Source organism: Arthrobacter rhizosphaerae (assembly GCF_023062595.1).
GTDB classification, from domain to species: Bacteria; Actinomycetota; Actinomycetes; order Actinomycetales; family Micrococcaceae; genus Arthrobacter; species Arthrobacter rhizosphaerae.
On sequence record NZ_JALLAN010000002.1, the window covers coordinates 126,504 to 146,450 of the forward strand.

Sequence of the window (19,947 nt, forward strand, 5' to 3'; positions counted from 1 at the left end):
ACCGCCCGCAGGCCATGACGACGCCGGCGGGAATCCCTGCCGGTCTGTCCGGTCCTGCTCACGCTGGCTTGATTCCACTCGCCAGAACGTGACCCCAACGCCCATGTCAAGAGGATAGAGGTTCCGGGGCTGGTTGTCATAGGGTTCGTGGCGTGCGGGTTTGGGCCGGACCAGGTCCAGATCGCTCGCGCCACGGAACGGAAAAAGGCGGCCGTGCTGGTGCACGGGGCCGCGGTGATGAAAGTGCTCATCACGGGGATCCCGCCCATGGTGATTCCGATCTGCTGGCCAAGGTCGTCAATCCAGGTCAGAAACGGTCGTTTTTGACTATGCATCACCAGCCAGGGCGTACCTGCACTTCCTGCTGGATCCTGCCTGATCGACCAGTACCATTCGCGCTTACGCGCAGCGCCTTGACGCCTTCTTCACTACTACTTGCCGCATCGGCATCAACTTCTCAAAACGAGGTGTCGTTTTTCTGTCACAAGTTTGAGGGCTGTCTGGTCTTAGTTGGTGACGATGCCTGAGGACAAGCAGCGCCCATGGAATCCAAGATGACATGTCCGCGCGCACCTCAAGGAATCTTAACTTTAGGTATCTCGAATGAATGGAATGTAGTGATGAAGTCTCAGGAACTGCGTGTATCGACGTCCGTGCTCGTCATTGGCACCGGAGGCGCAGGACTCCGCGCCGCCATCGAGTTGGCCGAGCTGGGTGTAGATGTGCTCGCTGTCGGCAAAAGGCCCAAGAGTGATGCCCACACCTCGCTCGCGGCGGGAGGCATCAACGCCGCTCTCGGCACAATGGATGCCGATGACAGTTGGCAGCAGCACGCTGCCGACACAATCCTCGAAAGCTACCATCTTGCAAACCCTGAGATCGTGGAGATTGTCACAAAAGGCGCCGCACAGGGTATCAGCGACCTGGAACGCTACGGCATGCCGTTCGCCCGCGAGGAAGACGGCCGGATCAGCCAGCGTTTCTTCGGTGCTCATACGTTCCGCCGGACCGCTTTCAGCGGCGACTACACGGGGCTTGAAATTCAGCGCACGCTTGTTAATCGCGCCGCCCAGCTCGACATTCCGATATTGGACGATGTTTACATCACGCGCATTCTCGTCACCGACGGCCGGGTCTTTGGTGCCTACGGCTTCCGGCTCTCGGATGGGACGCGCTATCTGATCCATGCGGACGCCGTGGTGCTCGCAGCCGGAGGGCACACCCGCATCTGGCGGCGCACGTCCAGTCGGCGGGACGAGAACACCGGTGATTCCTTCCGCCTGGCAGTGCTCGCGGGCGGCCGCATCCGCGACCCGGAGCTGGTCCAGTTCCATCCCTCAGGCATTCTTGAGCCAGAAAATGCTGCAGGAACGCTCATCTCCGAAGCCGCGCGCGGTGAGGGCGGTGTGCTCACCAACGCCATCGGTGAGCGATTCATGGCCAGATACGATGCAGAGCGTATGGAGCTCTCCACCCGCGATCGGGTCGCCCTGGCTTGTTATACAGAGATCCAAGAAGGCCGAGGCACGCCCAATGGTGGGGTGTGGCTGGACGTTTCCCACCTGCCGCGGGAGAGGATCATGCGTCGCCTGCCGCGTGTGTATCAGACCATGCTCGAATTGCAGATGCTCGATATCACGACGACGCCCATAGAAATCGCACCGACCGCGCATTACTCCATGGGCGGCGTCTGGGTCCGTCCCGAGGATCACAGCACCGATGTCGCGGGCCTCTACGCAATCGGGGAGGCCTCAAGCGGCCTGCATGGCGCTAACCGTTTGGGGGGCAACTCGCTGATCGAGCTCCTGGTCTTCGGCAGGATCGTCGGCAATGCCGCCGCTGAGTACTCGCAGTCCCTCACTGCACACGTGCGCTCAACGGAAGCGGTGGATGAAGCTCGAAAAGAGATAGATGACCTGCTCCACGCCAATGGCCGGGAGAACGTCCGCGTACTTCAGCGGGCCATCCGAGACACCATGACCGAGCATGCTGGAGTCGTGCGCGACGAAGAAGGTCTTACCCAGGGCCTGGCAGAGCTGGACGGGATTGAAGCCCGCATCACCGAGGTGGGCGTGCATCCCGACATTGCCGGATATCAGGATCTTGCACACGCTTTTGACTTGAAGGCGGCCGCTCTTGCCGCACGTGCGACGCTCGAAGCTGCCCGTGAACGCCGTGAAACACGCGGCTGTCATAACCGCAGCGACTATCCCGATCTTGATTCAAGCTTGCAGGTGAATCTTGTCTGGTCTCCTGCTCGTGGCATCGAGCACGAAGGCATCGCACCTGTATCGCGCGAGATCGCGAAGCACATGCGCCAACCGGTCACAACCGCCGACAAACTCGTCGAGTGAATGAGGGTGCGGTGCATCCAGGCAGGACCTGCGCGTCACAGATCAATGCTTCATTGATTCCCTCAGTCAAAGACCCTCTTACGTTCCACCCGAGTGGGCGCTATTGGGAGGGATGTCCACCAAGAAAAAACCCGCAGAGCAAGGGAATCAGTTAAGAATTGGTACACCAACTTACCGCCGGATTTGCCCTTCGCGTTATGTCACACAGGCCCGGACTTCCCTCGCTGGCGTCCGACCCTTCGAGCAGTAATATTGGGCGCATGGATGCCGACACCGGGTCAACGGACGAATTGGAAACGGCATCGACAGTATTTGCTGATGTCCGTCCTCGATTGTTTGGGATCGCCTACCGCATGCTCGGCAGTGTCAGCGAGGCGGAGGACATCGTCCAGGAGACGTGGGTTCGATGGCAGACCTGCGATCGCAGCCAGGTTCGGCATGCGCCGGCGTTCCTGGCGACCACCGCCACCCGTCTTGCCATCAATGTCGGGCAGTCGGCACGTGTCCGTCGTGAGACTTATGTCGGTCCCTGGCTGCCCGAGCCTGTGGACACAAGCGCCGACCCTGAACTGGGCGCCTTGCGTGGTGAAGCGCTCGAGTTCGCGGTGTTGCTGATACTGGAAAAATTGACGCCGACCGAACGGGCAGCGTACGTGCTGCGGCAAGCGTTCGACTACCCCTATGAGCAGATCGCTGAGGTCATCCAACAGACAGAAGGGAATGCCCGCCAGTTGGTCAGCCGGGCGCGCAAACGCCTTGCTGAGGAGAAACGCGCTGAGGTGAGCGTGAGCGAGCAGCGGCATCTGCTGGAGGCATTCCTGGTTGCTGCGCGAACCGGGAACCTGGCCGCGCTGGAGGCACTGTTCGCTGCTGATGTGGTCAGTTACTCCGACGGCGGCGGTAAGGTTCGGGCTTCCAAGTTCCCTGTTGTCGGACGGGAACGGGTCGCGAAGTACTATCACGCGTTCGCGTCGCGTTTCTGGGTTGGTGTCGATACCGAGCCTTTCATGGCTAACGGCCGGCCCTCGGCACGGCTGGTTCAGGACGGGGTGGTGTTTGCGGTGGTGACTCTCACTGCGTCTGCCGATGGTATTGATCGGCTGTTGTGGACGATGAATCCGGACAAACTCTCCGGCGTGACGAGGGTTGGCGGCTGACCTGATGGCTTACATCCTGAGCTGTTTCATGGGGCACCGCTAATGTCTGAGATCAGCCCTGCCCGGCATGGTCCGCGGGTGCGTATGAGAGCCCGTGCGGCAGACGAATCGGACCGCCGTGCAAGCCAGCTGGAACTGCTGTTCGATCTCACTTTCGTGGTCGCTGTCGCCAGCCTTACAGCTCAACTGGCACACGGCATCGCTGAAAATCATTTAGCCGAATCGATCCTGCCGTTCCTGCAGGTGTTCTTTGCGATCTGGTGGGCATGGATGAACTTCACCTGGTTTGCATCCGCGTTCGACACAGACGATCCGTTCTACCGGCTGCTGACGATGCTGCAGATGGGAGGCGTGCTGTTGCTGGGCGCAGGTGTGCCCGCAGCCTTCAACGACGGCGACTTTCTGACGGTCACCCTTGGCTTTATTGTGATGCGCATCGGTTTGATTGCCCAATGGCTACGGGCTGCGATTGAGGATCCGGCCAGCCGTCGGACGGCGTTACGATACGCACTCGGGTTCGCGGTCCTTCAATTCGGCTGGGTCCTGCGGTTGGTGTTGCAGCAGGCGGGGTTGTTGCCGGGGCAGCTGCAGCTCGCCGCGTTCGTGATGCTCGCTATTTTGGAGCTCACCGTTCCGTTGTGGGCCGAACGGACAGGTGGCAGCACCTGGCATCCGCATCATATTGCCGAGAGGTATGGCCTGTTCGCGATCATTCTGCTCGGCGAGAGCGTGCTGGCCGCATCGAATGGCGTGGCCGCTGCATTAACATCTGGCGGCGTGAGCGCATACCTGATTACTGTCTCAGCGGCCAGCCTCGCGCTGTTGTTCTCCCTGTGGTGGCTGTACTTCCTACACCCTGCGGGCGAGGCATTGTCAGCAAATCGTGACAAATCGTACCGATGGGGATATTGGCATTACGCTGTTTTTGCGGCGCTGGCCGCCCTCGGCGCAGGCCTCGAAGTTGCCATCACGCTCGCGCCGACGGAACGTCAGCTCGATGTGCAGGCGTTTATCACGGGATACTGCGTCGCGGTTCCGACCGCGGTTTTTATGGGGTTGGTGTGGGCGGTTCACTCGCCGCTCACATCCCGGCCGATCGTTCGTCCGGCGGTGATATTGCCGGCGGTGGGGGCGGTACTGGCGATTCCGGCGAGCGTCAGTGCCATCGGGGTTGCCGGAGTGGTGGGCGGAATCGCGGTTGTGTGTGCGCTGGTCGTCGCGGTGACGGTGTTGCAGCCCCGACACAAGCCGGAAGCAAGCTGATCGGTCCCCGATCCGATTTCCGCGACACTCACATGCGGCTTTGCCCCGACGCCCATCGGGCTCGCCGTAGTCCTAGTCGGTGTCTTGAAGAGCTTTTTGATTTACGAGACATAGTTTTCGACGAGTCCTATCCGGCGCAGCAAGATTCGATGGAGGGCATTGCGTCTCTGACTTCCTCTCGGCGGACAGCGAGTCCTTCACCGATAACTGCTGACCGGCAGGATACTGCGCAGTCCTGTTCAGCGCTGCCCAGGGCCCCTCATGGCGAAGGTCGTGACCGTATGGATGGTTTCCCGGCGGAATCGTAGCTCTTGGCGGTGGATCTATTTCCCCCACCGCGCGGAGGAATCGCGCTCAGCGCCTCGTCTCGTACCTGGTCAGGACCACGCCGCCGGGAAACGTCCGCGTCTCCACCAGGTCCAGGTTCACCCAGCTGTCCAGCGCGGTGAAGAACGGCGTGCCGCCGCCCACCAGGACCGGATAGGTGGCCAGCACGTACTCGTCGATCAGCCCTGCCCGCATGGCCGCCCCGGCGAGGGTTGCGCCGCCGACGCTCATCGGGCCGCCGTCCTCGGCCTTGAGCCTAGTGATCGCGCCGATGGCGTCGCCGCTGACCAGGCGGGTGTTCCAGTCGACCTTGTCGATCGTCGAGGAGAACACCACCTTCGGCGTGTCCCGCCAGTTCCGCGCGAACTCGATCTCCGCCGGAGTGGCGTTGGGCTGCTGGTCGCCAGTGGGCCAGTATGAGCTCATTGTCTCCCAGAGCTTGCGCCCGTACAGCATCAGGCTGATCGCCCGCTCCTGGTCAAGCCACCACTGGAACAATTCGTCGCTCGGCCCGCTCCAGCCAATGTCGTCGCCGGCCGCGGCGATATAGCCGTCCAGGGTCAGGTTCATGCCGTAGATCAGTTTCCGCATGGCGTCAGCCTTCCGTCGGTCCGTTCTCCAGCGTATAGATCGGGCGCGGCGCGGGAAACTCATCGGTGCGCGATCGACTCGCGGGTAGTGCTCGTGCTCGGGGGTCAGCGTGGCATACTCGACCACCTCCCGCGCGCGCCCCCCGTCCAACATGAACACGCCCAGCCCGGTGGAGGATCCTCGAGATCATGGCAAGCATAGATGTCTTGCCGGAGACCCCGGTGGATAGCAGTCCCCTCCCGACACCTGACGCCAGCATGAACCCACGCGCCAGATAACCCTTCAAGGGCCCGCCGGTTATCGCCGCAACCTTATTCCGCTCGACGACTCAGACGACATTCAAAATCAGACGACATTCAAAAACGGTCGAAATTGAGACCCTCCGAATTGCTCATTACTCGGATAAGGCCTTGACGCATGATGCGAGCAAGTCTCGCAGTTGTTGTTGTTGGTTGATGTTCAGCGCCTGTGTCATCCGGGTCTCCACGGAACTGACAGCAGCGCTTGCGGCCCGCAGCCGCTCTCCACCCAACGGTGTGAGCTGAACAGGCAGGGCCCTGCCGGCAGGTGACTGATCCGGCCTGGACACGAGCTGTTCCCTTTCGAGGGACTGCAGGAGAACGTTCATCGACTGCCGGGAAACGAAGGCTCCGCGAGCCAGTTCCGAGTTGGAAAGACCGGGACGCTGGTGGAGGAGCTCAAGACATGCGTATTGCGGCACGGTCATTCCTAACGGACGCAGCGCAGCGTCCATCGCCGAGCGCAGCACGCTGTGCGCCTGCTTGAGGTGGTACCCCAGCGAGGTGTCCAGATCCACCCCAACATCATCTTGACTCATGTCAATATTCTGACATACCTTGTTGATGTCAACACATTGACATCAACAGGAGGCAATACCATGGCCGTTATTGGGCCCGATTTTATTTCCCTGCAGGTCCGCGATATGGAACGCTCGGCAGAGTTCTATGAACGCCAACTGGGGCTGACGCGGTCCGAGACCGGTCCGCCGCATGCCGTCGTCTTCGATACCCAGCCTGTTTCTTTCGCGGTGCGCCAACCCTTGCCTGGAGCCAGCCTCGACTCGGCGTCTCGGCCAGGTGAAGGCATTGCGCTCTGGTTGCGCGCCGCCGACGCCCAGCAGCGTCACGATGCCCTCGCCGCAGCCGACACACCTATCGTCTCCGCACCCTTCGACGGGCCATTTGGGCGGACCTTCACCTTCGCGGATCCAGACGGCTACAAGATCACGATCCATGACGGCGCCTGAACCGGGCGGACGCAAGTGCTTGTGGCGGTGATGACATGAGCGCATGGCTGGGAGTCGCGTCTGCCGAGAACGTCCGCCGCGCCGTTGCCCTCGGCATCGTGCAGCTCAACCACGGAAAGCGGGGAAACCTATTGCGGTTGGACGCCGGGGACACCCTTATTTTCTACTCTCCGGTTCAACGCTTGGGCGATAGGATCCCGCTGCAACATTTCACGGCGATCGGTGAAATCTGCGACAAGGAGATCTGGCAGGCCGACGAAGGCGAATTCAAACCTTTCCGGCGTCGTGTTCGCTACAGTGACGCGTCACCCGTGGAGCTGCTGTCTGTCCGCGCCAAACTGCATCTCACTGCCGAAGCGAACTGGGGGTACCAGCTCCGGTGCGGCCTCGTCTCACTGGACACCCATGACCTGAACGTACTTAGATCCGCTATGGCCCGTTCGCAGTAGGGCAAAAATCGCCCGACAGCTCGGACTGTTCACCACTTTTACTGAAGGCTCCGTCCCAATCGGACGGAGCCTTCTCCATTTTGGGGTCCTCTTTGTCCCGTTCCCTAACTGAACGGCAGGTTCCGGTTGAGGTGCCTTGCATCGATCAGTTTTGGAGAAGCAGCCAAGGCAGGCCGGTCCCTAGAGTCAAAAGCATCACTCGAACGCTCAAAAAGGACCTGACATGACCTCCATCGAATCCGTCACACTCGAAGTATCTGACCCCTCTGCCGCCACCGCTTTCTACGACGCCGCCTTCGGGCTGGGCGAGCGGTTGCGCGTGCGGGCCTCGGATGACACCACCACAGGCTTCCGCGGGTACACACTGTCGCTCATCGTGTCGCAGCCGTCCACGGTCAGCAGCCTGATCGATTCCGCTGTCGAGGCCGGCGCGACCACGCTGAAGCCCGTCAGTAAGTCGCTTTGGGGCTACGGCGGCGTCGTTCAGGCTCCCGATGGTGCCATCTGGAAGGTCGCGACGTCGGCAAAGAAGGACACCGGCCCGGCCACCCGGGAGGTCGACAAGATCGTGCTGCTTGTGGCTGCCACTGACCTCGGTGCGACCAAGAAGTTCTACATGGACCGGGGCCTCGCCGTCGGAAAGAGCTTCGGCAAGTACGTCGAGTTCGCCATGCCGTCCAGTCCCGTCCAGCTGGGGCTCTATGGACGCCGCGCCCTTGCCAAGGATGCCGGTGTCTCTCCCGAGGGCGCCGGATCGCACCGCATCGCGATCAGCAGCAATGTGGGCCCGTTCACCGACCCCGACGGTTTCGACTGGGAGCCTGTCTCGATGTGAGCAAGGTGGCGCAGGGGACAACTCCCAACTAGGTAGCAGTAGATGTGGTTTTGGAGGCTCAAAACAGCACCTACTGCTACCTAGTTGGGACAAGGAGGACGACGGCGGAATGTCCTCTGCTCACCGCGAAATACCAGCTCTCCCTCAGGAATCCGGTCGTAAACTGAACTCCGAATCTCTTCGCGTGAGTTGGAGCCATGCATGCTCTGGAAGTTGCTCGTTGAATACCTGAAGCCTCACCGGCGGCTGCTGCTCGCCGTCGTCGTCTTCCAGCTGGCGCAGTCCATCGCGTCCCTGTACCTGCCCACCCTGAATGCCGACATCATCGACCAGGGCGTGGCGAAGGGGGACATCAACTACATCCTGGGCACCGGCAGCATTATGCTGCTGATCACCCTGCTCCAGATCGTCTGCGCGGTGACGGCCGTGTACTTCGGGGCGAAGGCGGCAATGGGCGTGGGGCGGGATCTCCGCGGGGCGATCTTTACCAGGGTGGGGGAGTTCTCAGAGCAGGAGGTCACCCGGTTCGGGGCGCCGAGCCTCATCACCCGCTCCACCAACGACGTCCAGCAGGTCCAGCAGTTGGTCCTGATGTCGGCCACCCTGATGGTCACGGCGCCCATGCTCAGCATCGGCGGCGTCATCATGGCGGTACGGCAGGACGTGCAGCTGTCCTGGCTGATTGCGGTGAGCGTGCCCGTGCTCCTGATCGGTGTGGGGTTGATTGTCAGCCGCATGATTCCGCTGTTCCGCAAGATGCAGGTGAGGATCGACGCCGTCAACCGCGTCCTGCGCGAACAGCTCACCGGCATCCGCGTGGTCCGCGCCTTCGTGCGGGAGGACATCGAGAACGCCCGCTTCGCCCGGGCCAACGACGACGTCACCGATACAGCCCTGCACGCCGGACGCCTCATGGCGCTCATGTTCCCCGTGGTGATGCTGGTCCTGAACGTCTCCAGTGTGGCAGTGATCTGGTTCGGCGCGTTCCGGATCGACGACGGGTCCATGCAGGTGGGCACGCTGATCGCCTTCCTCAGCTACCTCATGCAGATCCTGATGTCCGTCATGATGGCCACGTTCATGGCGGCCATGATCCCGCGCGCAGCGGTCTCCGCGGACCGGATCGGGGAGGTGCTGACGACCGAGTCGAGCGTGCGGCCGCCGCTGAACCCTGTTGGCTTCCCTGACCGCGCCGGTGCTGTTTCCTCCAACGGCAAGCGCCGCGGCGAGCTGGAAATGCGCGACGTCGGATTCGCCTACCCGGGTGCCGAGCAGCCCGTCCTGAGCGGCATCAGTTTCACTGCCCGGGCGGGGCAGACGACGGCGATCATCGGCAGCACCGGCGCCGGCAAGACCACGCTCGTGAACCTCATGCCCCGGCTTTTCGACGCGACCAGCGGTTCGGTGAGGATCGACGGCGTCGACGTCCGCGAGCTGCACCCGGACCTGCTGTGGGGCCACATCGGACTTGTCCCGCAAAAGCCGTACCTGTTCTCCGGCACCGTGCGCAGCAACCTGCTGTACGGAAAGCCCGATGCCACGGAAGACGAGCTGTGGCAGGCCCTCGGCACCGCCCAGGCGCAGGACTTCGTCCGGGAGATGGAGGGCGGCCTGGATGCGAGCATTTCGCAGGGCGGCACCAACGTTTCCGGCGGGCAGCGGCAGCGGCTCGCCATCGCCCGCGCGCTGGTGAAGCGGCCGGAGCTCTACATTTTTGACGACTCGTTCTCCTCGCTGGACACCGCCACCGATGCCCGGCTCCGGCAGGCGCTCAAGCACAACACCTCCGGGGCCACCTTGGTGATCATCGCCCAGCGGGTGTCCAGCATTGTCGACGCTGACCAGATCCTGGTGCTCGACGGCGGCATGATCGTCGGGCAGGGAACGCACGACGAGCTGCGGGAGACCTCGGAGACGTACCAGGAGATTGTGAACTCGCAGCTGGCAGTGGAGGACGCGGCATGAGCGGCACCGGAACCCCGACGGCGGCTGCGTCCAGCCCGAGCCGCATACCCCGCCCCGCTGGAGGACCGGGCCGCGGCGGACCCTTTGCTGGAATGAACATCCCTGCAGAGAAGCCGATGAACTTCTGGCCCTCGGCCAAGCGGCTGCTGGGGACACTGCGGCCGGAGCGGCTGTGGCTGGTGCAGGTTCTGGTGCTGTCCGTCGTCGGCGTCGCGTTCTCCGTGATCGGGCCGAGACTGCTGGGCGAAGGCACCAACCTGATCTTCGCCGGCGTCGTCTCCAAGGACCTTCCCGCGGGCGCCAGCAAGGCCGACGTCATCGCGGGCCTGCGTGCTTCCGGGCAGAACCAGCAGGCCGACATGCTCAGCGCGATGCCGCTGACGCCCGGCGTCGGGATTGATTTCCAGGCGCTGGCCACTGTGCTGCTGTGGGCGCTGGCGCTGTATGTGCTGGCCTCCGCGTTCGGCTGGGCGCAGGCGTACATCCTCAACGGCGTCGTGCAGCGGACGGTGTACCGGCTGCGCGAGCAGATCGAGGCGAAGATCCACCGCCTGCCGTTGCGGTATTTCGATTCCATCCAGCGCGGTGAGCTGCTCAGCCGGGTGACCAACGACGTCGACAATATCTCCCAGAGCCTGCAGCAATCGATCAGCCAGGTGGTCACGTCCCTGCTGACGGTGGTGGGCGTGCTGGTGATGATGGTGCTGCTCTCGCCGACGCTCGCGGTGATTGCGCTTGTGACGGTGCCGCTGACGCTGGGGATCACGGCGCTCATTGCCAAGCGCTCGCAGAAGCTGTTCGTGGCGCAGTGGAAGAACACGGGCGAGCTGAACGGGCAGATCGAGGAGACGTACACCGGGCACGCGCTGGTGAAGGTGTTCGGGCGGCAGCGCGAGGTGGACGAGCGGTTCCGGCAGAAGAACGTGGAGCTGTACCAGGCGAGCTTCGGCGCGCAGTTCATCAGCGGGCTCATCATGCCGGCCATGACGTTCATCGGGAACCTTGTGTATGTGGGGATTGCCGTGGTGGGCGGGCTGCAGGTGGCGTCCGGTGCGATGCAGCTGGGCGATGTGCAGGCGTTCATCCAGTACTCCCGGCAGTTCACCATGCCGCTCGCGCAGCTGGGGTCGATGGCCAACCTGCTGCAGTCCGGCGTTGCTTCGGCCGAGCGGGTATTTGAGCTGCTGGATACCGACGAGCAATCGCCTGATCCTGCTGAGGCTGCGACGCCGGATGGCAAGCGCGGGCGGCTCGTGTTTGAGGATGTTTCCTTCTCCTACTCGCCGGAGAAGCCGCTGATCTCTTCACTTTCTTTGGTGGCGGAGCCGGGGCAGACGGTGGCTATTGTGGGGCCGACCGGTGCGGGCAAGACCACGTTGGTGAACCTGATGATGCGGTTCTACGAGATTGATGCGGGGCGGATAACGCTCGACGGCGTGGATGTCACCTCCATGACCCGGCACGAGCTGCGCTCGCGGATGGGGATGGTGCTGCAGGATACGTGGCTGTTCGGCGGGACGATCCGGGACAACATCGCGTATGGCCGGCCGGAGGCTTCGGAGGCGGAGATCCTGGAGGCTGCGCAGGCGACGTATGTGGACAGGTTCGTGCGGTCGCTGCCGGAGGGGTACGACACTGTGCTGGATGACGAGGGCTCGAACGTGTCTGCGGGGGAGAAGCAGTTGCTGACGATTGCCAGGGCGTTCCTGTCCCGGCCGTCAGTGCTGATCCTGGATGAGGCGACTTCTTCAGTGGACACGCGGACCGAGGTTCTGGTGCAGAAGGCGATGAGTGCTTTGCGGTCCGACCGGACCTCGTTTGTGATTGCCCACCGGCTCTCAACGATCCGCGACGCCGACCTCATCCTGGTGATGGAGGCAGGGCAGATCGTGGAGCAGGGGACACACGCGGAGTTGCTAGCGGCGGGTGGGGCCTACGCGCGCCTGTACGAAGCCCAGTTCGCGGCTCCGGTGGCGGAGGTTTAAGCGGTCTTTTTCGGCGGTTCGTAAGGTTGGAGTTCGGTATCCCAAGCTGACGAAGGTGTGGTCACATGAGCCGTAACGTCGGCCGATACCAGCTCCTCCACGATGATGCGCAGCATCGCATCTGCCATGGCTTTCGGCAGATCTCCATCCGTGTCGATGTCAATGACCAGTCCTTCAGGCGTGACGTAGACCCCGGATACGTAGCTGGCCGTGTTGTCGTAGGGGTCGCCCGAGAAGTCGGCGGAAATGTCTACTTCCTGGCCGCGACCGCCCACTCGCATAAGCCGAGGAGTGGCGGCTTGAAGAGCTGCTGCGGCCTTATCGGTGTCCTCCGTCACGACCAAAAAGACCGGGTAGGTTTCCCAGCCTTCCCCAAGCTCCGCCTCCCACCTCTCGCCCATTCGATCGAAGATGTCCGGTTCCGTGGTTACCCTGGCGACTTCCTTTGTGGCATCGGTACTCACTGTCTTAGTCGCGCTTGGGGTAGTACCCAACGCCCCCATCAGGTAGACAGTTGCAAATACGATAAGAACCGTCCCGATCAACACGATGACGAGTGCCATTTTGTTCATCATCGTCGTTCCTAGGACTTCACAAGTAACTCTTCACGCTCGCGCGGAGCGCCTCGGTGTGTTCGTAGATCTCCTCAAGCGAGCTGATAGGGACACGGGTTTCTTCTTTGTCAGCGTCGAATATCCCGATGTACTTCTGGGTGCGGTTGAAATGCAGTCGGGCGATCGGCTTGCGATTGTTGTCATCGAGCAGTACGGCGAAGTAGGACTTGGCATCACGCTGGATTACCCGTGCGGGCTTGACCTCACTACAAACGATGGCGCGAACAATCTGGTATCCCTCGATTTCCTCCAGGGTCGTCTCCAGACCATCCGCCTCGGCCAAGTCCGCGTCTGCGACAGGGGCACTTGTCACGCTTGCGGCTGCCGCGGAGTCCTCAGCCTGTGGAAAGCCTGGAGCGCCGAGGGCCTTCTTGAGCCGCTCGTTCACCTGGTCGTTGAGGAACTGCTTGGAAGCTTTGGTCACCAGAGCCGTGAACTGTTCTCGAACCTTTTGGGTGTACGGGCCAGGATAAACGCGGCCGGTTAGGAATTTCACCCATTCGTCTTCTGGCTCCTTGAACTGAGCGGCGAGAGTTCGCTTCAATTCGCCGATGTACTTCAGTTCGCCCGCGGCACTAATGATCGAGTCAAGGTCAAAGACATCTTTGGACAGCTTCTGGAGTTCAGGAATGAGGGACTCGTCGATGTCGTTCAAATCGAGAACCAGGAAGGGCTTGGCATCCATGCGATTCGGGGCGTCGAGGTCTGTAAAGAATTGATAGACCTCACCGTTTGTAAGGATGGCAATTCGAGCGTTCGTGACGGCGAAATACCGGAAGAGCTGGGAGGCGTGTTCGATTTTCACCGGCTCTGTCGACTTCTTGCACTCAATCAGGATCTGGACCACGCCGTCCTTGACGATGGCGTAGTCGATCTTCTCGCCCTTCTTCAACCCCACGTCCGCTACGAACTCCGGCACGACCTCCATCGGATTGAACACGTCATAGCCCAGGATTGTTGAAATGAAGGGCATGACAAACGCATTTTTTGTCGCTTCTTCTGTTTGGATAACTCCTCGCTGCTGGCGCACCTTTGCTGCCAAAGCCGAGAGTTTTTCTGCAAATTCCATTTGTCCCCCTTGAAAAATGTTGTGTTGCCAACCGTAACGCAGCACAAGGGGAAATTTGATGGAATCTCGGGACTCAAATTGGTAAATCAATCCGGGATGCGACTCGGGTTGGAGAGACGGGAGCGGCGTCGCGGGCGGATGGCATCTTGGCTAAGTTCCTCCTGATCCCTTATCTGTCCTTGTGGAGGAGCCGGGGGCAGACGGTGGCAATAATTGGGTCTACAGGTGCCGGCCACATCACACTCGCGTGAAGGTTAGAGGGCTCGTCCACACCGCGGCACCCGAGACAAACCGGCACAGGTCAAGGAGGTATAGCCATACCGGATAGAAATAGTTGCTGAACGTCAGGTTCCGGCCCGTCAATTCAGATGGAGGCGCCGCCCGAAGTGCGAAGTTCCTGCCGTCGTCCCCATTCGGATGCAGCTCCCCCGCAGTTCGCTTAGATCCGAAGCTCCATGAACACGCTGTTGGGATCCAGGACGTAGTCCGCGAAGGGCGGGCACTCCGTGAAGCCATGGCGGGCATATAGGCGTCGCGCTGGAGCGAAGTAGTCCTCGGTTCCAGTCTCCAGAAGAACGCGCTCAAGGCCTCGGGTCCGGGCGTCGTCAAGGATGTGCCTGAGCATGAGGGTGGCCACACCACGGCCACGTGCCGTTGCCGTGGTGCGCATGGACTTGATCTCACCGTGGCTGGCTGAGCCGGGCGCGGAATCTAGAAGCGTGAGTGCGCCGCACCCCAGCAGATTGCCGTCCTCCCTGGCCGTCCAGAACGTAATCGCCGGCCCGGACAGCGCGGAGTGGTCCAGGGCGTGAACGCTTTCGGCAGGCGAGGTGGCGAACATGTCTGCCAGGTGCTCGCTCAGGAGCTGGTGGACATCGGCGTGTGCGGGGTCGTCCCGGTCAATCTGAATCATCGTCTCAAATTTACCCGTTCCAAAGTGATTGTTCGTGCCCCGGGCCGGCTGCAAGAACAGCCGGCCCGGACGCATCCGTCAGCGCAGGTCGAAGCGGTCCAGCTCCATGACCTTCACCCAGGCGGCCACGAAGTCGTTGACGAACTTCTCCCGGCCGTCCTCGCTCGCGTAGACCTCGGCCAGTGCCCGGAGCTGGGAGTTTGAACCGAAGACCAGGTCCACGGGGGTGGCGGTCCATTTCAGCTCCCCTGTGGCGGCGTCGCTGATCTCGAAGACGTTCTCCTCGCCCTCCGACGCCTTCCACTTGGTACCCGGGGAGAGCAGGTTGACGAAGAAGTCGTTCGTCAGCACCTGGGGCCGGTCGGTGAGGACACCGTGGGTGGAACCGCCGACGTTCGTGTCCAGGGCGCGCATGCCGCCGACGAGCACCGTCATCTCCGGCGCGGAGAGGTCCAGCAGGTACGCCTTGTCCAGCAGGAGGGTCTCCGGCTGCAGTTTCTCTCCGGGGCGCACATAGTTGCGGAACCCGTCCGCCCGCGGCTTCAGGTACTGGAAGGACTCGACGTCGGTCTGGTCCTGCGCGGCATCGGTCCGGCCGGGCCGGAACGGCACGGTGACGCCGAAACCGGCGTCGCTCGCGGCTTTCTCCACCGCCGCGCAGCCGCCAAGGACGATCAGGTCTGCCAGCGAGACCTTCTTGCCGTTGGTCTGGGCGGAGTTGAACTGCTGCTGCACCGTCTCAAGCGCCTGCACCGCCGTCGAAAGCTGCTCGGTTTCGTTGATCTCCCAGCTCCGCTGAGGCTCCAGCCGGATCCGCGCACCGTTGGCGCCGCCGCGCCTGTCGGTCTTGCGGTAGGTGGACGCGGCTGCCCATGCAGTACCGGCCAGCTGCGAGACTGAGAGGCCGGAGTCAAGCAGTTGGGCCTTGAGCGAGGCGATGTCATCCTCGTCGATCAGCTGGTGGTCTACCTCCGGGACAGGGTCCTGCCAGAGCTGGGCCTCCGGGACCCACGGCCCCAGCATGTGCGGCCCGACGGGGCCCATGTCGCGGTGCAGCAGCTTGTACCAGGCCTTCGCGAACGCGAGCTGGAACTCATCGGGGTTCGCCAGGAAGCGCCGCCCGATCTCCTCATAGGCCGGATCGAATCGCAGCGACAGGTCTGTTGTCAGCATGGTGGGCCGGTGCTTCTTCTCCGGGTCATGCGCGTCCGGGATGATCTCCGGAGCATCCTTGGCAACCCACTGGTGCGCGCCCGCCGGGCTCTTGACAAGCTCCCACTCGTTTTCGAACAGGATCTCCAGGAAGCGGCTGCTCCACTGGGTGGGCCGGTCCGTCCAGGTGACTTCGAGGCCGGAGGTGATGGTGTCGGGCCCCTTGCCACTGCCGTGCGTGCTGATCCAGCCGAGGCCCTGCTCCTCCAGGTTCGCGGCCTCCGGCTCGGGGCCGACGTGCGCATCGGCGTCGGCGGCGCCGTGGGTCTTGCCGAAGGTGTGCCCGCCGGCGATCAGCGCGAACGTTTCTTCGTCGTTCATCGCCATGCGCTTGAACGTCTCGCGGATGAATGCTGCCGCGAGTTTGGGATCCGGATTGCCCATCGGCCCCTCCGGGTTGACGTAGATCAGGCCCATCTCGGTGGCGCCGACCCCTTCCGCCATCTGCCCTTCGCCGACGTAGCGCTCGTCGCCGAGCCAGGTGTCCTCCGGCCCCCAGAAAATCTCCTCGGGCTCCCACACGTCCTCGCGGCCGAAAGCGAAGCCGAAGGTCTTGAAGCCCATGGACTCGAGTGCCACGTTTCCGGCGAGGACCAGCAGGTCGGCCCAGGAAAGCTTCTGGCCGTACTTCTGCTTCACCGGCCACAGCAGCCGCCGGGCCTTGTCCAGGTTCGCATTGTCCGGCCAGCTGTTGAGCGGCGCGAACCGCTGGCTGCCGTCCCCGGCCCCGCCGCGGCCGTCATGGACACGGTAGGTGCCGGCCGCATGCCAGCTCAGACGGATCATGAGGCCGCCGTAGTGGCCGAAGTCCGCGGGCCACCAGTCCTGGGAGGTGGTCAGGACCTGGGTGATGTCCTGCTTGAGCGCCTCGACGTCGAGCTTCTGGAACTCCTCGCGATAGCTGTACGTGGAGCCGAGCGGGTTGCCCTTGGGGTGGTTGGCGTGAAGCACGGAGAGGTCCAGCTGGTTCGGCCACCAGTCCCCGATGGTCCGCGGCCGGTGCCCCTTGGGCTGCGGCGAGTCGATCGCCGGGTTCTCACTCTCGCTGCCGTGCGAGGTCACGCTGCTATGGTCCACCGGGCATCCACCCCCGACCTTGCTGTTTGGGCCTTGGGCGCTTCCGGGAGTGGGGGCCGGGGGATGTTCCTGGTGATCGGTCATGTGCTTCCTTCCATTCGACCGAGGCCGTGGTCGGACTCGGGCAGCCGGTTCAACCCTCCCATTTGACCATAGACAGCGTGTGCAGGGGAGCCGCTTCCACATCCAGCCGAAAACCTGTTGACACCCTCCGGCGTCGGTAGCATACTTGAATCATCATAACTAATATATCAAGAGGATATTAGGTAACAGCTAGGGGGAAATGATGGTCGACGTTCTGACCCGCTCGCTCGCAGAGACCGATCCTGCGATCCACGCCGCGGATTTCCTCTCGCGCAACCTGGACCCGAAGAAGTCCTAAGGACGGTGTGGTCCGCTCCGTCAAAGCCATCAACGCCGCCCGCCTTATTATGACGACCCCGACGTCATCGCCAAGGCCTCCCGCGGCCTGGGCGAAGCCATGGTCGGCATCAACGTGGACGAAATCCCGCAGCCGCACCGCCTCGCCGAGCGCGGCTGGTAGCAACCCATGTCGGGTATGAGGCCGAACAAGATATTTCCGCAGAAGATCGATCACCATCTCAATGAGGAGAAGAACACCATGCAGGAGCTCGCGAACCGGCTCGAACGTCTGGGCACAGAAACTGCCTTTAGCGTCGCCCAAGCCGCCGCCGCCTGGAAGGCGAAGGGGAACCTCGTGTACCCCTTCCATCTCGGCGACATCAACATCCCGACGGCTCCGCATATTGTCGAGGCGATGAACCGGGCCATCGGTGACGGTTACACGGGTTATTGCCCCGGCCCAGGCATCCCGCAGCTGCGTGAAGCCCTCGCCGACGACATCGGCTCGCGCCGTGGCATTGAGTTCTCCCCTGACAACGTCGTGGTGATGACGGGCGGCAAGCCCGTTATCACGAAGTTCCTGCAGGCGGTCATGAACCCCGGCCAGGAAGTGCTCTACCCGAACCCCGGCTTCCCGATCTACGAATCGCAGATCGAGTACCTCGGCGGCACGGCCGTGCCTTACCGCTACCTGCCCACGAGCCAGGGCTTCGCCATCGACCTCGAGCAGATCCGCTCTTCGATCACCCCGAACACGGTCGCAATCATCTACAACGACCTGCAGAACCCCATCTCGGCCGAATCGACGGCGGCCGAGCGTGAGGCCGTCGCACAGCTCGCAATAGAGCACGACCTCTGGGTACTCTCCGACGAGGCCTACTTCGAGACGCGCTATGAGGGCGTTTCGAGCTCGATCGCATCGATTCCCGGCATGCTGGAGCGCACCGTCATCCTCTACACATTCAGCAAGAAGTTCGCCATGACCGGCTCCCGCCTGGGCTGCGCCGTCGCCCCGCTCGAGATCGCCAAGGTTCTCAGTACGCTCAACACCAACGATGAATCGTGCACCACGCACTACGTGCAGTGGGCCGGCATCGAAGCGCTCCGCGGCACCCAGGAACCCGTGCAGCAGATGCTGGACGTCCTCCAGAAGCGTCGGGATGCTGCCTGCGAAATCGTGAACGACATCCCCGGCATGCACGTCGCTGTGCCGAAGTCGACGTTCTACCTTTTCCCCGACGTCACCGAGGCCATGAAACGCATGGGCTACACGGCAGTCGGCGACTTCGCTACAGACGCCCTGTACAAGACCGGCGTCTCCTTCTGCACACGCGAGCACTTCGGCCGACGCCTGCCCGGCGAGGAGCGGCAGTACATCCGGCTGGCCTATTCGGGCATCGAAGTGCCGGACATCCGCGACGGTCTCGGACGCCTGCGTGAGTGGATCGAGACGGCATGAGCCGGGTCGTCGTCACGGGACGTATCCCCGAAACCGCACTCGAGAAGCTACGCGCCGAACACGAGGTTGATGCCTGGCAGGGTCCGGAGTCGATCGGGCGCGAGGAACTCCTGCGCCGGGTAGCCGGTGCCGATGCAGTGGTGAGCCTGCTCACCGAACGTATCGACGCCGAGTTGCTCGACGCCGCGGGCCCGCAGCTCAAAGTGGTCGCGAACGTCGCCGTCGGCTATGACAACATCGACGTGCCAGCGTGCACTCAACGGGGCATCGTGGCCGCCAATACTCCCGGCGTGCTCACGGAGGCCACAGCCGACATCGCGCTTGGCCTCATCCTCATGGCAACCCGCCGGCTCGGCGAGGGGGAACGGCTCATCCGCTCCGGCCAGGCCTGGAAGTGGGGCATGTTCTTCCTGCTCGGCAGCAGCCTGCAAGGCAAGACCCTCGGCGTTGTTGGCATGGGAGGCATCGGGCAGGCGACCGCACGCCGGGCCAAGGCCTTCGGCATGGAAATCGTCTACCAGTCACGCAGTGAGATCGACCCCGGGATCGCAGCCGAGCTGGGTGCCCGCCGGGTTGAGCTCGACGAGTTGCTTGCCATCTCTGACGTCGTCTCCCTACATTGCCCCTACGGGCCGGCCACGCATCATCTGATCGGCGCCGAACAACTCGCGGCGATGAAGGATTCGGCGTACCTCGTCAACACTGCGCGCGGACCGATCGTCGACGAAGCAGCGCTCGCCGCAGCCCTTCGCGACGGGCAGATCGCGGGCGCAGGGCTGGACGTTTTTGAAAACGAGCCCAGCGTGCACCCTGGATTGCTCGAGCTCGACAATGTGGTGCTCGTGCCGCACCTCGGTTCCGCCACCGTCGAGACCCGCACCGCAATGGCGATGCTTGCCGCCGACAACGCCCTGGCAGTGCTCAGCGACGAACGACCGCCCGCGCCGATCAATTAGAGGCAACCGGCGCCACGAACGGGACGACAACCCGGCCGAGTACGAGCCCGGGTCCCAAAGGAATGGGACCCGGGACTACTCAGCGTCCGAC

16 protein-coding genes and 1 pseudogene are annotated in these 19,947 nt (G+C 62.7%); 11 read left to right on the top strand and 6 right to left on the bottom strand.

Going from position 1 to position 19,947, the window contains the following annotated elements; all coding sequences use genetic code 11:
- The first annotated feature begins 620 nt into the window (after nt 1-620).
- The 3 genes from MU551_RS03270 (at nt 621) to MU551_RS03280 (ending at nt 4,774) form a co-directional block, all read left to right on the top strand.
- Nucleotides 621-2,354 (top strand): L-aspartate oxidase, encoded by a 1,734-nt coding sequence (locus MU551_RS03270; RefSeq protein ID WP_247040721.1) that lies wholly within the window; start codon nt 621-623, stop codon nt 2,352-2,354.
- Nucleotides 2,355-2,614: 260 nt separating this feature from the next.
- The gene (locus tag MU551_RS03275) at nt 2,615-3,511 is read left to right on the top strand and encodes an RNA polymerase sigma-70 factor (RefSeq protein ID WP_247040722.1); all 897 of its coding nucleotides are present in this window, start codon (nt 2,615-2,617) and stop codon (nt 3,509-3,511) included.
- A 42-nt stretch (nt 3,512-3,553) separates the two neighbouring features.
- Nucleotides 3,554-4,774 carry a low temperature requirement protein A gene (locus tag MU551_RS03280; RefSeq protein ID WP_247040723.1) on the top strand — a complete coding sequence of 407 codons (1,221 nt, stop codon included), beginning with the start codon at nt 3,554-3,556 and terminating at the stop codon, nt 4,772-4,774.
- Nucleotides 4,775-5,128: 354 nt separating this feature from the next.
- On the opposite strand, the gene MU551_RS03285 is transcribed toward MU551_RS03280, so the two are convergent.
- Nucleotides 5,129-5,692, bottom strand: coding sequence for a dihydrofolate reductase family protein (locus tag MU551_RS03285; RefSeq protein ID WP_247040724.1), 564 nt, complete (start codon nt 5,690-5,692; stop codon nt 5,129-5,131).
- Nucleotides 5,693-6,086: 394 nt separating this feature from the next.
- Complete coding sequence (locus tag MU551_RS03290) at nt 6,087-6,530, bottom strand: MarR family winged helix-turn-helix transcriptional regulator (protein ID WP_247040725.1); 444 nt, start codon at nt 6,528-6,530, stop codon at nt 6,087-6,089.
- Nucleotides 6,531-6,590: 60 nt separating this feature from the next.
- Here MU551_RS03290 and MU551_RS03295 point away from each other — a divergent pair, with 60 nt between their 5' ends.
- The 5 genes from MU551_RS03295 to MU551_RS03315 all read left to right on the top strand — a co-directional run bounded on the left by MU551_RS03295 (nt 6,591) and on the right by MU551_RS03315 (nt 12,193).
- Nucleotides 6,591-6,959 carry a VOC family protein gene (locus tag MU551_RS03295; RefSeq protein WP_247040726.1) on the top strand — a complete coding sequence of 123 codons (369 nt, stop codon included), beginning with the start codon at nt 6,591-6,593 and terminating at the stop codon, nt 6,957-6,959.
- A 35-nt stretch (nt 6,960-6,994) separates the two neighbouring features.
- The gene (locus MU551_RS03300) at nt 6,995-7,408 is read left to right on the top strand and encodes an EVE domain-containing protein (protein ID WP_247040727.1); all 414 of its coding nucleotides are present in this window, start codon (nt 6,995-6,997) and stop codon (nt 7,406-7,408) included.
- Nucleotides 7,409-7,631: 223 nt separating this feature from the next.
- On the top strand, nt 7,632-8,243 hold the full coding sequence (locus MU551_RS03305) for a VOC family protein (protein WP_247040728.1): 612 nt from the start codon (nt 7,632-7,634) through the stop codon (nt 8,241-8,243).
- Between the two features lie 201 nt (nt 8,244-8,444).
- Complete coding sequence (locus MU551_RS03310) at nt 8,445-10,208, top strand: ABC transporter ATP-binding protein (protein ID WP_247040729.1); 1,764 nt, start codon at nt 8,445-8,447, stop codon at nt 10,206-10,208.
- Nucleotides 10,205-12,193: an ABC transporter ATP-binding protein gene (locus tag MU551_RS03315; protein WP_281506860.1), complete on the top strand. Its 1,989-nt coding sequence runs from the start codon at nt 10,205-10,207 to the stop codon at nt 12,191-12,193. The genes MU551_RS03310 and MU551_RS03315 overlap by 4 nt, the downstream gene beginning before the upstream one ends.
- Here MU551_RS03315 and MU551_RS03320 read toward each other — a convergent pair.
- From MU551_RS03320 to katG, 4 genes are all read right to left on the bottom strand, one after another.
- On the bottom strand, nt 12,190-12,768 hold the full coding sequence (locus tag MU551_RS03320) for a hypothetical protein (protein WP_247040731.1): 579 nt from the start codon (nt 12,766-12,768) through the stop codon (nt 12,190-12,192). The genes MU551_RS03315 and MU551_RS03320 overlap by 4 nt on opposite strands.
- A gap of 16 nt (nt 12,769-12,784) precedes the next feature.
- Nucleotides 12,785-13,876 (bottom strand): type I restriction endonuclease, encoded by a 1,092-nt coding sequence (locus tag MU551_RS03325; protein WP_247041112.1) that lies wholly within the window; start codon nt 13,874-13,876, stop codon nt 12,785-12,787.
- A 439-nt stretch (nt 13,877-14,315) separates the two neighbouring features.
- Entirely contained in the window at nt 14,316-14,789 is a 474-nt protein-coding gene (locus tag MU551_RS03330) for a GNAT family N-acetyltransferase (RefSeq protein ID WP_247040732.1), read from the bottom strand.
- Nucleotides 14,790-14,867: 78 nt separating this feature from the next.
- On the bottom strand, nt 14,868-17,162 hold the full coding sequence (gene katG, locus MU551_RS03335; RefSeq protein WP_247040733.1) for a catalase/peroxidase HPI: 2,295 nt from the start codon (nt 17,160-17,162) through the stop codon (nt 14,868-14,870).
- Nucleotides 17,163-17,505: 343 nt separating this feature from the next.
- Here katG and MU551_RS03340 point away from each other — a divergent pair.
- From MU551_RS03340 to MU551_RS03350, 3 genes and pseudogenes are all read left to right on the top strand, one after another.
- A pseudogene (locus tag MU551_RS03340) lies at nt 17,506-17,622 on the top strand (pyridoxal 5'-phosphate synthase lyase subunit PdxS); the annotation flags it as partial.
- 78 nt (nt 17,623-17,700) lie between these two features.
- On the top strand, nt 17,701-18,900 hold the full coding sequence (locus MU551_RS03345) for a pyridoxal phosphate-dependent aminotransferase (RefSeq protein ID WP_247041113.1): 1,200 nt from the start codon (nt 17,701-17,703) through the stop codon (nt 18,898-18,900).
- Entirely contained in the window at nt 18,897-19,856 is a 960-nt protein-coding gene (locus tag MU551_RS03350; protein WP_247040734.1) for a 2-hydroxyacid dehydrogenase, read from the top strand. Before MU551_RS03345 ends, MU551_RS03350 begins: the two co-directional genes overlap by 4 nt.
- The last annotated feature ends 91 nt before the right edge of the window (nt 19,857-19,947 follow it).

What these genes read in the sequence shown, in the direction of transcription:
- MU551_RS03270 (WP_247040721.1), top strand. Translation starts at nt 621, where the DNA reads ATGAAGTCTCAGGAACTGCGTGTATCGACGTCCGTGCTCGTCATTGGC.
- MU551_RS03275 (WP_247040722.1), top strand. Translation starts at nt 2,615, where the DNA reads ATGGATGCCGACACCGGGTCAACGGACGAATTGGAAACGGCATCGACA.
- MU551_RS03280 (WP_247040723.1), top strand. Translation starts at nt 3,554, where the DNA reads ATGTCTGAGATCAGCCCTGCCCGGCATGGTCCGCGGGTGCGTATGAGA.
- MU551_RS03285 (WP_247040724.1), bottom strand. Translation starts at nt 5,692, where the DNA reads ATGCGGAAACTGATCTACGGCATGAACCTGACCCTGGACGGCTATATC.
- MU551_RS03290 (WP_247040725.1), bottom strand. Translation starts at nt 6,530, where the DNA reads ATGAGTCAAGATGATGTTGGGGTGGATCTGGACACCTCGCTGGGGTAC.
- MU551_RS03295 (WP_247040726.1), top strand. Translation starts at nt 6,591, where the DNA reads ATGGCCGTTATTGGGCCCGATTTTATTTCCCTGCAGGTCCGCGATATG.
- MU551_RS03300 (WP_247040727.1), top strand. Translation starts at nt 6,995, where the DNA reads ATGAGCGCATGGCTGGGAGTCGCGTCTGCCGAGAACGTCCGCCGCGCC.
- MU551_RS03305 (WP_247040728.1), top strand. Translation starts at nt 7,632, where the DNA reads ATGACCTCCATCGAATCCGTCACACTCGAAGTATCTGACCCCTCTGCC.
- MU551_RS03310 (WP_247040729.1), top strand. Translation starts at nt 8,445, where the DNA reads ATGCTCTGGAAGTTGCTCGTTGAATACCTGAAGCCTCACCGGCGGCTG.
- MU551_RS03315 (WP_281506860.1), top strand. Translation starts at nt 10,205, where the DNA reads ATGAGCGGCACCGGAACCCCGACGGCGGCTGCGTCCAGCCCGAGCCGC.
- MU551_RS03320 (WP_247040731.1), bottom strand. Translation starts at nt 12,768, where the DNA reads ATGATGAACAAAATGGCACTCGTCATCGTGTTGATCGGGACGGTTCTT.
- MU551_RS03325 (WP_247041112.1), bottom strand. Translation starts at nt 13,876, where the DNA reads ATGGAATTTGCAGAAAAACTCTCGGCTTTGGCAGCAAAGGTGCGCCAG.
- MU551_RS03330 (WP_247040732.1), bottom strand. Translation starts at nt 14,789, where the DNA reads ATGATTCAGATTGACCGGGACGACCCCGCACACGCCGATGTCCACCAG.
- katG (WP_247040733.1), bottom strand. Translation starts at nt 17,162, where the DNA reads ATGACCGATCACCAGGAACATCCCCCGGCCCCCACTCCCGGAAGCGCC.
- MU551_RS03345 (WP_247041113.1), top strand. Translation starts at nt 17,701, where the DNA reads ATGCAGGAGCTCGCGAACCGGCTCGAACGTCTGGGCACAGAAACTGCC.
- MU551_RS03350 (WP_247040734.1), top strand. Translation starts at nt 18,897, where the DNA reads ATGAGCCGGGTCGTCGTCACGGGACGTATCCCCGAAACCGCACTCGAG.